A 12,817-nucleotide genomic window follows, 5' to 3' on the forward strand; every position below is an offset into this window, starting at 1 on the left:
TTTATATCGTCGATTATTTATTTGTTTGCAGCGGCGGCATTTTGCCCTATTCAAGATACAAAAGGCAATACATTGAGAAACCTGCCCATAAAATAATTTTTCTAACTGGTTGATTTACCATCATCTGCCTGAGTGTAAACTGTCGCGATAGCACTATTTGCTAAAATTTCGTCTCGCCACCAGGCGCTGGCAAGGCCGGCGGTCTGTTCATTCCAGCCCACCCATACCGATTCGTTACTGCTCTGCGCTAAAACTTGTTTTTCCACCAGCGCTCCGCTGTCAATAAACCGCTGCGCTAAATAACGGGGAAGGTAACCGCACCCCAGGCCGCTTATTTGCAGCTCCAGCTTGGTTTTAAAATCAAAAACGGTGATGGCCTCCTGCTCATCCAGCAGCTGCGATGAAATACCGCACTCGGGGCGAGAACTGTCTCCAACCACAATGGCACGATAGTTTTTAATGACGCGTCGGGTAACCGGCTCCGGTTCATTCGCCAGCGGGTGATGAGGCGCAACGGCAAAAACCTGCTCCAGAACACCCAGCCGCGCAAAACCAAATTCGCTCAACTGGGGAGGCTCATGCAGCGCGCCAACGATGATATCCGCCCTGCCCTGCGTCAGGGCCTCCCAGGAACCGCCCAGCACGCCATTGATAAAAACCAACCGCGTGACGCTGTGGCGCTGATAGAACGCCTCAATAAGCGGGGTAAGCAGGGAGAAAGGGAATGTATCATCAACCCCAATCACCAGCTCATTTTCCCAGCCCTGGTGAAGCTTAACGGCCTGTTTTTCCAGCTCGCGAACCGTATGCAGCACGTCACGCCCTTTTTCCAGCAGCATCTGCCCTGTACGGGTGAAACGCGCGCGATGCCCGGTGCGGTCAAGGATTTGGATATTAAGATCGCTCTCGAGCTTTTGCACGGTGTAGCTCAGAGCCGAAGGGGTTTTATAGAGCTTCGCCGAGGCGGCGGCAAAGCTCCCCTCTTTTTCCAGCGCATCCAGAATAACAAGAACATCCAGCAGCGGTTTCATCTTCGCCCCCTTGCGGTGTGCGATTGTCTCCGCCGGCGCAATTATTCCATGGGCATTACCAGCGGATCGGGATACTGATATTCAAATCCCAGTTCATGGCAAATACGATTGCCATCAATAATTTTGCCTTTGCGCTCCCCCTGCGCATCACTGAATACCGGCGGCGCCAGGCCAAGCTGGCGCGCCATCAGCGGATAAAAGGTACTACGCGGCGGATGCGAAGGCGCACATATATTATAGATGTGCCCCCCTTTCGGAGCCTGTAAAAGCAGCTCTATTGCACCGATAACATCTTCAAGGTGTACAAGGTTAACGCCGTGCTGGCCATCCGGCGCGGATTTACCGGCAAAGAAGCGTCCCGGATGACGCCCCGGCCCCACCAGCCCGGCGAGGCGTAAAATATCCACCTGCGTGCCAGGCAGATTGTGCAGCCAGTCTTCCAGCTCTTTCAGCACCCGGCCGCTGGCGGTCACCGGACGGCGCTCGGTGTTTTCTTTCGCCGTACCGTCGATATCGCCATAGACGGAGGTGGAGCTGGTGAAAATGATGCGCGGGATATGGTGCGCCAGGGCGCTGTCGACAATCTCCTGCACCGCCTGCAAGTAAAACGTCTCGCCCGGGCCGCTGCGCCGCGCCGGTAAGGTAATGACCAGCGCGTCCACATTCATCAGTTCATCCAGCTCGTCGGTATCGCAGATAAGCTCGGGTTCGAGACGCAGCTCGACACCATCAATGCCGCACATGCGTGCCGCTTCAACCCCATCTCGGGTGGTCTTACTCCCTGTCACCTGCCAGCCTTTCGCGGCTAATGACATCGCCAGTGGCATTCCTAACCATCCTAACCCGACAATCGCGACCTTTTTCATTACATTCTCCGCTTAACGATGCCTGTTATAAGGCTACGCCAGCCTGGTGGAACGCACAATTCATACCATCAATATGAAATGAATTAATGATCAAAAAAAGCCCTTGCTTTATGGCGTACAACTGGTTTAGGTTAAAAGACATCAAATGCATAAGCATTCAACGAGAATTTATATGACACGCGTTCCTTTTAAAAACCACCATCATCACCATCATCCTGACTAGTCTTTCAGGCGATGTGTGCTGGAAGACGTTTGGATCTTCCAGTGGTGCATGAACGCATGAAAAAGCCCCCGGAAGATCTTCTTCCGGGGGCTTTTTTTTGGACCGCATTCAGACAGGTTAAAACAGGTTAACGAGGAACACAGAATGTTAGATAACTCACGTTTACGCATAGCTATTCAAAAATCAGGCCGTTTAAGCGACGATTCACGCGAACTGCTGGCCCGCTGCGGGATTAAAATCAACCTGCACACCCAGCGCCTCATCGCCCTGGCTGAAAATATGCCGATCGACATTCTGCGCGTACGTGATGACGATATCCCGGGCCTGGTGATGGATGGCGTCGTTGATCTCGGCATCATCGGCGAAAACGTACTGGAAGAAGAGTTATTAACCCGCCGAGCGCAGGGCGAAGATCCGCGCTACTTTACCCTGCGTCGTCTGGACTTTGGCGGCTGCCGCCTGTCGCTGGCCACGCCGGTCGATGAAGCCTGGGACGGCCCGGCCGCGCTGAACGGCAAACGTATCGCCACCTCTTACCCTCACCTGCTGAAGCGTTACCTCGATCAAAAAGGCGTGCAGTTTAAATCCTGTCTGCTGAATGGCTCTGTTGAAGTGGCGCCGCGTGCGGGCCTGGCCGATGCCATCTGTGACCTCGTCTCCACCGGCGCCACGCTGGAAGCGAACGGCCTGCGCGAAGTGGAGGTGATCTACCGCTCCAAAGCGTGCCTTATCCAGCGCGACGGCGAGATGGCCGACGCCAAACAGCAGCTCATCGACAAACTGCTGACCCGCATTCAGGGCGTGATTCAGGCGCGTGAATCCAAATACATCATGATGCATGCGCCAACCGAGCGTCTGGAGGAAGTGATTGCCCTGCTGCCGGGCGCTGAGCGTCCAACCATTCTGCCGCTGGCGGGCGACCAGCAGCGCGTGGCGATGCACATGGTGAGCAGCGAAACCCTGTTCTGGGAAACCATGGAAAAACTGAAGGCGCTGGGCGCAAGCTCCATTCTGGTGCTGCCAATTGAGAAGATGATGGAGTAACGACCATGAGCTTTAACACAATCATCGACTGGAATACCTGTAGCGACGCGCAACAGCGCGAGCTGCTGATGCGCCCGGCAATTTCCGCTTCGGAGAGCATCACCCGCACCGTGGCGGAGATCCTCGATAACGTCAAAGCCCGCGGAGACGACGCGCTGCGCGAGTACAGCGCGAAGTTTGACAAGACGGAAGTCGGCGCTTTACAGGTTACCGAGCAGGAAATCATTGATGCCAGCAATCGTCTGGGTGATGACATCAAACAGGCGATGGCCATCGCGGTGAATAATATTGATACCTTCCACACAGCGCAGAAATTGCAGGCGGTGGATGTGGAAACCTTGCCCGGCGTGCGCTGCCAGCAGGTGACGCGCCCGGTGGCGTCCGTCGGCCTCTATATTCCCGGCGGCTCTGCCCCGCTGTTTTCGACCGTCCTGATGCTGGCCACCCCGGCACGTATTGCCGGTTGTCAGAAGGTTGTGCTCTGCTCTCCGCCACCGATCGCCGACGAGATCCTGTACGCGGCGAAGCTGTGCGGCGTGCAGGCGATCTATAAAGTGGGCGGTGCGCAGGCGATTTCCGCCCTGGCGTTCGGGACAGTATCCATTCCTAAGGTCGACAAAATCTTTGGTCCGGGCAATGCGTACGTAACCGAAGCAAAGCGTCAGGTCAGCCAGCGTCTGGACGGCGCGGCGATTGATATGCCTGCCGGTCCGTCTGAAGTGCTGGTGATTGCCGACAGCGGCGCTACACCAGATTTCGTGGCCTCTGACCTGCTCTCGCAGGCCGAGCACGGCCCTGACTCGCAGGTGATTTTACTGACGCCAGATGCAGACATGGCAAAACGCGTGGGCGACGCCGTTGAGCGTCAGCTGGCTGACCTGCCGCGTGCGGAAACGGCGCGTCAGGCGCTATTGGCCAGCCGCCTGATTGTGGCCCGCGATCTTGACCAGTGCATCGCCATCTCCAACCAGTACGGTCCTGAGCACCTGATTATTCAGACCCGTAACGCGCGCGATCTGGTCGACAGCATCACCAGCGCAGGCTCAGTGTTCCTCGGAGACTGGTCACCGGAATCAGCCGGGGATTACGCCTCCGGCACCAACCACGTGCTGCCCACGTATGGCTATACCTCAACCTGCTCCAGCCTGGGGCTGGCGGATTTCCAGAAGCGCATGACTGTGCAGGAACTCTCCCGCGAAGGGTTTGCCTCGCTGGCGTCGACCATTGAAACCCTGGCCGCCGCCGAACGTCTGACTGCCCACAAAAATGCCGTGACGCTGCGCGTTGCCGCCCTGAAGGAGCAAGCATGAACATCGAAGAATTAGCCCGCGAAAATGTCCGTCGCCTGACGCCCTATCAGTCTGCGCGTCGTCTTGGCGGCAACGGCGATGTCTGGCTGAATGCCAACGAATACCCCACGCCGGTGGCCTTTGAGCTTTCGCAGCAGACGCTGAACCGCTACCCGGAGTGTCAGCCGAAAGCGGTGATCGAGAACTATGCGCAGTATGCAGGCGTAAAGCCTGAGCAGGTGCTGGTCAGCCGTGGGGCGGATGAAGGGATTGAGCTGCTGATCCGTGCCTTCTGCGAGCCGGGTAAAGACGCGGTGATGTACTGCCAGCCCACCTACGGCATGTACAGCGTCAGCGCCGAAACCTTTGGCGTGGCCTGCCGCAACGTGCAGGCGCTGGACAACTGGCAGCTGGATTTGCAGGGCATTGCCGATAACCTCGACGGCGTGAAGGTGGTGTTTGTCTGTAGCCCGAACAACCCGACCGGGCAGATTATCAATCCGCAGGATATCCGTTCTCTGCTGGAAATGACGCGCGGCAAAGCGCTGGTCGTGGCCGACGAAGCCTACATTGAGTTCTGCCCACAGGCGACACTGGCAGGCTGGCTTGAAGAGTATCCGCATCTCGTTGTGCTGCGTACCCTTTCCAAAGCCTTCGCCCTCGCCGGCCTTCGCTGTGGATTTACGCTGGCAAATAAAGCAATTATCGACCTGCTGCTGAAAGTCATCGCCCCGTATCCGCTCTCGACGCCAGTTGCCGATATTGCGGCACAGGCGCTGGCCCCGCAGGGCATCAGCGCGATGCGCGAGCGTGTGGCGCAGATCCTGGAAGAGCGTCAGTATCTTGTCGATGCCCTGAAAACGATTCCGTGCGTGGAAGAGGTGTTCGACTCGGAAACCAACTACATCCTGGTGCGCTTCACCGCCTCAAGCGCGATATTTAAATCGTTGTGGGATCAGGGCATTATCTTACGAGACCAGAATAAACAACCTACCCTGAGCGGCTGCCTGCGTATTACCGTCGGCACCCGTGCAGAGAGCCAGCGCGTGATTGACGCCCTGAAAGCGGAGAAAGTATGAGTCAGAAGTATCTCTTTATCGATCGTGACGGCACCATCATCTCGGAGCCACCCAGCGATTTTCAGGTCGATCGTTTCGACAAGCTGGCGTTTGAACCCGACGTGATCCCGGTGCTGCTGAAGCTTCAGAAAGCAGGCTATAAGCTGGTGATGATCACCAACCAGGACGGTCTGGGCACCGACAGCTTCCCGCAGGCGGACTTTGACGGCCCGCACAACCTGATGATGCAGGTGCTGACCTCGCAGGGCATCGCCTTCGACGAGGTGCTGATCTGCCCGCATATGCCTGCCGACGAGTGCGACTGCCGCAAGCCAAAATTGAAGCTTGTTGAACGTTATCTGGCTGAAGAGGCGCTGGATAAAGCCAACAGCTATGTGATCGGCGATCGCGTCACGGATATCACGCTGGCGGAAAACATGGGCATTGCGGGTCTGCGCTATAACCGCGACACGCTAAACTGGGCGATGATTGGCGAGCAGCTCACCAGACGCGACCGCTATTCCCACGTTGAACGCAACACCAAAGAGACGCAGATCGACGTGAAGGTCTGGCTCGACCGCGAAGGCGGCAGCAAGATCCACACCGGCGTCGGTTTCTTTGACCACATGCTGGATCAAATCGCCACTCACGGCGGCTTCCGTATGGAGATCACGGTTAAGGGCGACCTGTATATCGACGATCACCACACCGTGGAAGATACCGGCCTGGCGCTGGGCGAAGCCCTGAAGCTGGCGCTCGGCGACAAGCGCGGCATCAACCGCTTCGGCTTTGTTCTGCCGATGGACGAGTGCCTGGCGCGCTGCGCGATGGATATCTCCGGACGTCCGCACCTGGAATATAAAGCTGACTTCACCTACCAGCGCGTGGGCGATCTCAGCACCGAGATGGTGGAACACTTCTTCCGCTCGCTTTCTTACACCATGGGCCTGACGCTGCACCTGAAAACCAAAGGCAAAAACGATCACCACCGCGTCGAGAGCCTGTTCAAAGCCTTTGGCCGTACCCTGCGCCAGGCGATCCGCGTGGAAGGTGACGCCCTGCCCTCGTCGAAAGGAGTGCTGTAATGAACGTGGTGATTCTGGACACCGGATGCGCCAATCTGAACTCCGTACAGTCGGCGATTATGCGCCACGGCTACGAGCCGGTGGTGAGCCGCGACCCGGACGTGGTTCTGCGCGCAGATAAACTCTTTCTGCCGGGGGTTGGCACCGCCCAGGCGGCGATGGATCAGATCCATGAGCGCGAGCTGGTAGATCTCATCAAAGCCTGTACTCAACCGGTGCTGGGCATTTGCCTCGGCATGCAGCTGCTTGGCCGCCGCAGCGAAGAGAGCAACGGTGTCGATCTGCTGGGCATTATAGAAGAAGACGTGCCGAAAATGACCGACCACGGCCTGCCGCTGCCGCACATGGGCTGGAACCGCGTTTATCCGAAGGCGGGCAACAGGCTGTTCCAGGGTATTGAAGACGGCGCGTACTTCTATTTCGTCCACAGCTACGCCATGCCCGTGAATACCTACACCATCGCCCAGTGCAATTACGGCGAGGCGTTCACCGCCGCCGTGCAGAAAGATAACTTTTACGGCGTGCAGTTTCACCCGGAACGCTCCGGTGCCGCCGGTGCGCAACTGCTGAAAAATTTCCTGGAGATGTGATGATAATTCCCGCTTTAGATTTAATTGACGGCACGGTTGTTCGTCTCCACCAGGGCGATTACGGGCAGCAGCGCGACTACGGCAACGACCCGCTGCCGCGGTTACAGGCTTATGCCGCCGAGGGCGCTGAGGTGTTGCATCTGGTCGATCTGACCGGCGCGAAAGATCCGGCGAAGCGCCAGATCCCGCTGCTTAAAACACTGGTGGCTGGCGTGGACGTCCCGGTGCAGGTGGGCGGCGGCGTGCGTACGGAAGCCGATGTTGCCGCCTTACTGGACGCGGGCGTGGCGCGCGTGGTGGTCGGTTCGACCGCTGTGAAAGATCCTGAGACGGTCAAGGGCTGGTTCCGCCGCTTCGGTGCGGATGCGCTGGTGCTGGCGCTGGATGTACGCATTGACGAGCAGGGTAATAAGCAGGTCGCGGTCAGCGGCTGGCAGGAAAACTCCGGCGTAACGCTGGAAGAGCTGGTCGGGATGTATCTCCCCGTAGGGCTGAAGCACGTCCTGTGCACGGATATTTCACGCGATGGTACGCTCGCAGGCTCTAACGTCTCGCTGTATGAAGAGGTTTGCGCGCGTTATCCGCAGGTGGCGTTTCAGTCCTCTGGCGGTATCGGCGACCTGGCGGATATCGCCGCTCTGCGCGGAACCGGTGTACGTGGCGTGATCGTGGGTCGCGCGCTGCTGGAAGGCAAATTTACGGTGAAGGAGGCGATTCAATGCTGGCAAAACGGATAATTCCCTGCCTGGACGTGCGTGATGGTCAGGTTGTAAAAGGCGTGCAGTTCCGCAACCACGAGATCATTGGCGACATCGTTCCGCTGGCAAAACGCTATGCCGAAGAAGGCGCAGACGAACTGGTATTTTACGATATCACCGCCTCCAGCGATGGCCGCGTGGTGGACAAAAGCTGGGTGGCGCGCGTGGCAGAGGTGATTGATATTCCCTTCTGTGTAGCGGGCGGGATTAAATCTGCTGACGATGCGGCGAAAATTCTCTCTTTCGGTGCGGACAAAATTTCGATTAACTCCCCTGCGCTTGCAGATCCGGCGCTGATTACGCGTCTGGCGGACCGCTTTGGCGTGCAGTGCATTGTCGTGGGGATCGACACCTGGTTTGATACCGCGACGGGAAAATATCACGTTAACCAGTACACCGGCGATGAAAGCCGCACGCGCGTCACCCAATGGGAGACGCTGGACTGGGTGCAGGAAGTGCAAAAACGCGGTGCGGGTGAAATCGTTCTGAACATGATGAACCAGGACGGCGTTCGTAACGGTTACGACCTCGAGCAGCTGAAAAAAGTGCGCGCGGTCTGCCAGGTTCCGCTGATTGCCTCCGGCGGCGCAGGCACCATGGAACACTTCCTTGAAGCCTTCCGCGATGCGAACGTGGACGGCGCGCTGGCCGCCTCCGTGTTCCATAAACAGATTATCAATATTGGTGAGTTAAAAACGTACCTGGCCGACCAGGGCGTGGAGATCAGGGTATGTTAACAGAGCAACAACAGGCGCAGCTGGACTGGGAAAAAACTGACGGATTACTGCCGGTGGTTGTACAGCATGCCGTTTCAGGCGAAGTGCTGATGCTGGGATACATGAACCATGAGGCACTGGCAAAAACGCTCGACAGCGGCAAGGTGACGTTTTTCTCGCGCACCAAACAGCGCCTGTGGACGAAAGGGGAAACCTCGGGTCACTTCCTGAATGTGGTCAGCATTACGCCAGACTGCGACAACGACACCCTGCTGGTGCTGGTCAACCCGATTGGGCCGACCTGCCACAAAGGCACCAGCAGCTGCTTCGGTGAGACGAGCCACCAGTGGCTGTTCCTCTATCAGCTGGAACAATTACTGGCAGAGCGTAAATCAGCGGATCCTGAGAGCTCATACACGGCGAAGCTGTACGCCAGCGGCACCAAACGGATTGCGCAGAAAGTGGGTGAGGAAGGCGTTGAAACGGCGCTGGCGGCCACCGTGCATGATCGGGAGGAGCTGACGAACGAAGCGTCTGATTTGATGTATCACCTGCTGGTACTGCTTCAGGATCAGGAGCTGGATTTAACGACGGTGATTGAGAATTTGCGGAAACGGCATAAATAAAAAAGACCGGGGAAACCCGGTCTTTTTTTGTGTGTAAATCAGGCTCGTGGCTTGTAGTTTCTCAGCGCGTTACGGCCAAGGACGACAGCAGAACCGATGATCCCGCCGACGAGAACGGCAAGGATGAGGGTAATAGCAATTTTCGGGCTGTCGCGTCGGATTGGAAGGTTCGGCTTCATGACGTAACGATAGACGTGAATAGTGTCTGGGTTAACGTTGAGATTCTGGATATCCAGTAAGTTCTGTTTGGTTTGGTAGTAAGCGCCTGAGAAGACCAGCGGACGTGACGCTTCGTTATCAATCATTGATTTCAGCGCTGCTGTCCCCAACAGGAACATAGTTTCTTGAGTCACATCCTGTGTTTGCTGAATCTGGGGTGTAGTAATCTTCGCGGCTTCCGCATTCTTAAATGACTCAGTGATCTGTTTAATACGCAGATCTTTTTGCTCCTGCGCGACTTTCTCCTGGTTCTGGAGGGAGTCGTTCAGGGTTGTGATCTGCTGCTTGAGATTGTCAGTGAGGTCAAGCGTCAGTTCTTTTGCTGTCTGCTCGTCAACCTGCTGAATGTACTGAGCTAATTGCTTTTGAGCTGCTTCAGCGGATTCGCCCTGATAGCTTACGGTTAAAGGTAAACTTTGCCCTTTTACGGTAGGCTCAATAGTCAGTTTTTCCGGATCTTCCTGATTCTCCAGCGCCTGAGCTAATGCCGAGAAGGAAGAATTAAAACGACCAATAGCACGATTCTGAATATCCAGCATGGATGGAGCTGCCCCACCATAGAGGATATTCAACGCATTGGAATAAGTGGCGATTTGTGCCGCATCTGGCTGGGCTATGATGGCGGATGACGTCCATTTCTCTTTAGCAACAGTGATGTAAACAACGGCAAGAACGATAAAAGCAGCAACGAATGCTCCAATTACCCACTTACCACGCCACAGCTGTAGCACTAAATCCAGTAAATCAATTTGCTCCGGGTCATTGTTGCGTGTGACCAGGCTATTGTTGTTTTGCGTCATACAATCCCTAACAGATGAAAAAGGGCAAAAATAATCTTGTTTCCTTAGTGTATCTGTTGCTGGCGATTTTTCTATAAGAATCCGATGAGTTATATCGGAAAGATGGGTTATGTATGTCGATTCCAACGCGTTATCATAGATGGACTTTGATGCCCAGTGGCATCAACAAGAACACAGACTAAATGAGGAAACTATGAAATTTCTGGTAACGGGCGCGGCGGGCTTTATCGGTTCTCATGTCAGCAAGCGCCTGCTTGATGCAGGGCATGAAGTTGTTGGGATTGATAATCTGAATGATTACTATGACCCTAACCTCAAGCTCGCTCGCCTCGAACTGCTCAAATCCGAGAGTTTCACCTTCCACAAGCTTGATTTAGCGGACCGCGAGGGCATGGCTGCGCTCTTCGCCAATGAGAAATTTGACCGCGTGATCCATCTTGCCGCCCAGGCGGGAGTGCGTTACTCGCTGGAAAACCCGCATGCCTACGCAGATGCAAACCTGGTAGGTCACCTGAACGTACTGGAAGGCTGTCGCCACAATAAGGTTCAGCACCTTCTGTATGCTTCATCCAGCTCTGTCTACGGCCTCAACCGTAAGATGCCGTTTTCTACTGACGACTCCGTGGATCATCCGGTATCCCTGTATGCGGCAACCAAAAAAGCTAACGAGCTGATGTCGCATACCTATTCGCATCTGTACAATCTGCCTACCACTGGCCTGCGCTTCTTTACCGTGTATGGCCCATGGGGCCGACCGGACATGGCGCTGTTCAAATTCACCAAAGCCATGATTGAAGGCAACAGCATCGACGTATACAACTACGGCAAGATGAAGCGCGACTTCACCTATATCGATGATATTGCGGAGGCGATTATCCGCCTACAGGACGTTATTCCTCAGGCCGATGCCGACTGGACGGTCGAAGCCGGTTCGCCAGCAACCAGCTCTGCCCCGTATCGCGTGTATAACATCGGTAACAGCTCACCTGTCGAACTGATGGATTACATCACCGCGCTTGAAGAGGCGCTGGGGAAAGAAGCGGTGAAAAATATGATGCCGATCCAGCCGGGGGACGTGCTGGAGACCAGTGCGGACACCAAAGCGCTGTATGACGTTATTGGGTTTAAACCACAAACCTCAGTCAAAGAAGGAGTGAAAAACTTCGTCGACTGGTACCGCAACTTCTATAACGTTTAAAAACAAAAAACCCGGCACAGTGCCGGGTTTTTTTATATCACGATTTTGATCAGTCGCTGCCGAACAAATCGCGGGTATAGACTTTATCTTTCACGTCCGCCAGCTCTTCCGCCATACGGTTGGAGATAATTACATCCGCTTCTTTCTTAAACGCATCCAGATCGCGGATCACACGCGAATGGAAGAACTCATCTTCCTGCATCGCCGGTTCATAAATAATGACCTGCACGCCCTTCGCCTTAATACGCTTCATGATCCCCTGAATGGAAGAAGCGCGGAAGTTATCGGAACCGCTCTTCATGATCAGGCGATACACGCCCACCACTTTTGGCTGACGAGCGAGAATAGAATCCGAGATGAAGTCTTTACGCGTGCGGTTGGCATCCACAATGGCAGAAATCAGGTTGTTCGGCACCGCCTGATAGTTAGCCAACAGCTGCTTGGTGTCTTTTGGCAGACAGTAGCCGCCGTAACCGAATGACGGGTTGTTGTAGTGGTTACCGATACGCGGGTCAAGACACACGCCCTCGATGATCTGACGGGTGTTCAGACCTAAGCTCTCTGCGTAGCTGTCAAGTTCGTTGAAGTAAGCCACGCGCATCGCCAGATAGGTATTGGCGAAAAGCTTAATGGCCTCTGCCTCGGTGGAATCGGTGAACAGCACCGGAATATCTTTTTTGATTGCGCCTTCCTGAAGCAACGCAGCAAAACGCTCTGCGCGCTCGGAACGCTCGCCAATCACGATACGGGATGGGTGCAGGTTATCGTATAACGCCCTGCCCTCGCGGAGAAATTCCGGCGAGAAGAAGACATTATCAATACCCAACTCTTCTTTAATCGATTTGGTGAAACCCACTGGAATTGTCGACTTGATGATCATCACTGCGTTCGGGTTGATTGCCGTAACGTCTTTGATCACCGCTTCAACGGTTGAGGTATTGAAGTAGTTGGTTTTAGGATCGTAGTCGGTTGGGGTGGCGATGATGACGAAATCCGCATCGCGGTAAGCGTCTTCTTTGTCCGTGGTAGCGCGGAAGTTCAGCGGTTTAGTCGCGAGGTACTCTTCAATCTCTTTATCGACGATCGGGGACTTCTTCTGGTTAAGCATGTCCACTTTTGCCTGCACGATATCCAGCGCAACCACTTCATGGTTTTGTGCAATCAGAATACCGTTTGAGAGACCAACATAGCCTGTTCCGGAGATGGTTATTTTCATTTGTTTGACTTCTACACGTTTGAGTTTTTGATGACCATAACACAGTCACCACAATGATTAACTAAGCGTTTTTTATCGCTAACCTTCATTCGCTGTCA

General features: G+C 55.1%; 14 protein-coding genes and 1 other annotated feature. Of the genes, 10 read left to right on the top strand and 4 right to left on the bottom strand.

Translation table 11 applies throughout. From position 1 onward, the window contains the following. Nucleotides 1–101: 101 nt before the first annotated feature. Both ACOTZD_RS02150 and ACOTZD_RS02155 read right to left on the bottom strand, forming a co-directional pair. The gene (locus ACOTZD_RS02150) at nucleotides 102–1,031 is read right to left on the bottom strand and encodes a LysR substrate-binding domain-containing protein (protein ID WP_023314446.1); all 930 of its coding nucleotides are present in this window, start codon (nucleotides 1,029–1,031) and stop codon (nucleotides 102–104) included. A 41-nt stretch (nucleotides 1,032–1,072) separates the two neighbouring features. Beyond that, a complete protein-coding gene (locus ACOTZD_RS02155) occupies nucleotides 1,073–1,897 on the bottom strand; it encodes an SDR family oxidoreductase (protein ID WP_023314447.1) in 825 nt (274 codons plus the stop codon). Between the two features lie 172 nt (nucleotides 1,898–2,069). Between ACOTZD_RS02155 and hisL the strand changes: the two genes are divergently transcribed. From hisL to hisIE, 9 genes are all read left to right on the top strand, one after another. Further along, on the top strand, nucleotides 2,070–2,120 hold the full coding sequence (gene hisL / locus ACOTZD_RS02160; protein ID WP_099516347.1) for a his operon leader peptide: 51 nt from the start codon (nucleotides 2,070–2,072) through the stop codon (nucleotides 2,118–2,120). Then, nucleotides 2,096–2,219: a sequence feature (His leader region), on the top strand. It overlaps the preceding gene by 25 nt. 45 nt (nucleotides 2,220–2,264) lie before the next feature. Beyond that, the gene (hisG, locus tag ACOTZD_RS02165) at nucleotides 2,265–3,164 is read left to right on the top strand and encodes an ATP phosphoribosyltransferase (RefSeq protein ID WP_003859492.1); all 900 of its coding nucleotides are present in this window, start codon (nucleotides 2,265–2,267) and stop codon (nucleotides 3,162–3,164) included. A gap of 5 nt (nucleotides 3,165–3,169) precedes the next feature. Further along, nucleotides 3,170–4,474, top strand: a complete 1,305-nt coding sequence (gene hisD / locus ACOTZD_RS02170; RefSeq protein WP_174401976.1) for a histidinol dehydrogenase — start codon at nucleotides 3,170–3,172, stop codon at nucleotides 4,472–4,474. After that, nucleotides 4,471–5,532, top strand: coding sequence for a histidinol-phosphate transaminase (hisC, locus tag ACOTZD_RS02175; protein ID WP_045324832.1), 1,062 nt, complete (start codon nucleotides 4,471–4,473; stop codon nucleotides 5,530–5,532). The genes hisD and hisC overlap by 4 nt, the downstream gene beginning before the upstream one ends. Further along, nucleotides 5,529–6,596 (top strand): bifunctional histidinol-phosphatase/imidazoleglycerol-phosphate dehydratase HisB, encoded by a 1,068-nt coding sequence (gene hisB / locus ACOTZD_RS02180; protein ID WP_003859487.1) that lies wholly within the window; start codon nucleotides 5,529–5,531, stop codon nucleotides 6,594–6,596. Before hisC ends, hisB begins: the two co-directional genes overlap by 4 nt. Then, the gene (gene hisH, locus ACOTZD_RS02185) at nucleotides 6,596–7,186 is read left to right on the top strand and encodes an imidazole glycerol phosphate synthase subunit HisH (protein ID WP_003859485.1); all 591 of its coding nucleotides are present in this window, start codon (nucleotides 6,596–6,598) and stop codon (nucleotides 7,184–7,186) included. Before hisB ends, hisH begins: the two co-directional genes overlap by 1 nt. Then, nucleotides 7,186–7,923, top strand: a complete 738-nt coding sequence (hisA, locus tag ACOTZD_RS02190) for a 1-(5-phosphoribosyl)-5-[(5-phosphoribosylamino)methylideneamino]imidazole-4-carboxamide isomerase (protein ID WP_045330397.1) — start codon at nucleotides 7,186–7,188, stop codon at nucleotides 7,921–7,923. Before hisH ends, hisA begins: the two co-directional genes overlap by 1 nt. After that, entirely contained in the window at nucleotides 7,905–8,681 is a 777-nt protein-coding gene (hisF, locus tag ACOTZD_RS02195) for an imidazole glycerol phosphate synthase subunit HisF (RefSeq protein ID WP_032659326.1), read from the top strand. The genes hisA and hisF overlap by 19 nt, the downstream gene beginning before the upstream one ends. Beyond that, nucleotides 8,675–9,286 (top strand): bifunctional phosphoribosyl-AMP cyclohydrolase/phosphoribosyl-ATP diphosphatase HisIE, encoded by a 612-nt coding sequence (hisIE, locus tag ACOTZD_RS02200; RefSeq protein ID WP_174401977.1) that lies wholly within the window; start codon nucleotides 8,675–8,677, stop codon nucleotides 9,284–9,286. Before hisF ends, hisIE begins: the two co-directional genes overlap by 7 nt. A gap of 38 nt (nucleotides 9,287–9,324) precedes the next feature. Here the strand turns inward: hisIE and wzzB are convergent, their stop codons facing one another. Continuing rightward, a complete protein-coding gene (wzzB, locus tag ACOTZD_RS02205; protein ID WP_174401978.1) occupies nucleotides 9,325–10,305 on the bottom strand; it encodes an LPS O-antigen chain length determinant protein WzzB in 981 nt (326 codons plus the stop codon). A gap of 193 nt (nucleotides 10,306–10,498) precedes the next feature. Here wzzB and ACOTZD_RS02210 point away from each other — a divergent pair, with 193 nt between their 5' ends. Next, entirely contained in the window at nucleotides 10,499–11,503 is a 1,005-nt protein-coding gene (locus tag ACOTZD_RS02210; protein WP_048240498.1) for an NAD-dependent epimerase, read from the top strand. Between the two features lie 49 nt (nucleotides 11,504–11,552). On the opposite strand, the gene ugd is transcribed toward ACOTZD_RS02210, so the two are convergent. Further along, the gene (gene ugd / locus ACOTZD_RS02215; RefSeq protein ID WP_003859477.1) at nucleotides 11,553–12,719 is read right to left on the bottom strand and encodes a UDP-glucose 6-dehydrogenase; all 1,167 of its coding nucleotides are present in this window, start codon (nucleotides 12,717–12,719) and stop codon (nucleotides 11,553–11,555) included. Nucleotides 12,720–12,817 lie beyond the last annotated feature (98 nt).

The organism is Enterobacter cloacae complex sp. SHL022 (assembly GCF_049237785.1).
Taxonomy (GTDB): domain Bacteria; phylum Pseudomonadota; class Gammaproteobacteria; order Enterobacterales; family Enterobacteriaceae; genus Enterobacter; species Enterobacter hormaechei_C.

Coding starts and splice junctions, on each gene's coding strand:
- hisA (WP_045330397.1), top strand. CDS start 7,186: ATGATAATTCCCGCTTTAGATTTAATTGACGGCACGGTTGTTCGTCTC.
- hisC (WP_045324832.1), top strand. CDS start 4,471: ATGAACATCGAAGAATTAGCCCGCGAAAATGTCCGTCGCCTGACGCCC.
- hisF (WP_032659326.1), top strand. CDS start 7,905: ATGCTGGCAAAACGGATAATTCCCTGCCTGGACGTGCGTGATGGTCAG.
- wzzB (WP_174401978.1), bottom strand. CDS start 10,305: ATGACGCAAAACAACAATAGCCTGGTCACACGCAACAATGACCCGGAG.
- hisB (WP_003859487.1), top strand. CDS start 5,529: ATGAGTCAGAAGTATCTCTTTATCGATCGTGACGGCACCATCATCTCG.
- hisH (WP_003859485.1), top strand. CDS start 6,596: ATGAACGTGGTGATTCTGGACACCGGATGCGCCAATCTGAACTCCGTA.
- hisD (WP_174401976.1), top strand. CDS start 3,170: ATGAGCTTTAACACAATCATCGACTGGAATACCTGTAGCGACGCGCAA.
- ugd (WP_003859477.1), bottom strand. CDS start 12,719: ATGAAAATAACCATCTCCGGAACAGGCTATGTTGGTCTCTCAAACGGT.
- ACOTZD_RS02150 (WP_023314446.1), bottom strand. CDS start 1,031: ATGAAACCGCTGCTGGATGTTCTTGTTATTCTGGATGCGCTGGAAAAA.
- hisG (WP_003859492.1), top strand. CDS start 2,265: ATGTTAGATAACTCACGTTTACGCATAGCTATTCAAAAATCAGGCCGT.
- ACOTZD_RS02210 (WP_048240498.1), top strand. CDS start 10,499: ATGAAATTTCTGGTAACGGGCGCGGCGGGCTTTATCGGTTCTCATGTC.
- hisIE (WP_174401977.1), top strand. CDS start 8,675: ATGTTAACAGAGCAACAACAGGCGCAGCTGGACTGGGAAAAAACTGAC.
- ACOTZD_RS02155 (WP_023314447.1), bottom strand. CDS start 1,897: ATGAAAAAGGTCGCGATTGTCGGGTTAGGATGGTTAGGAATGCCACTG.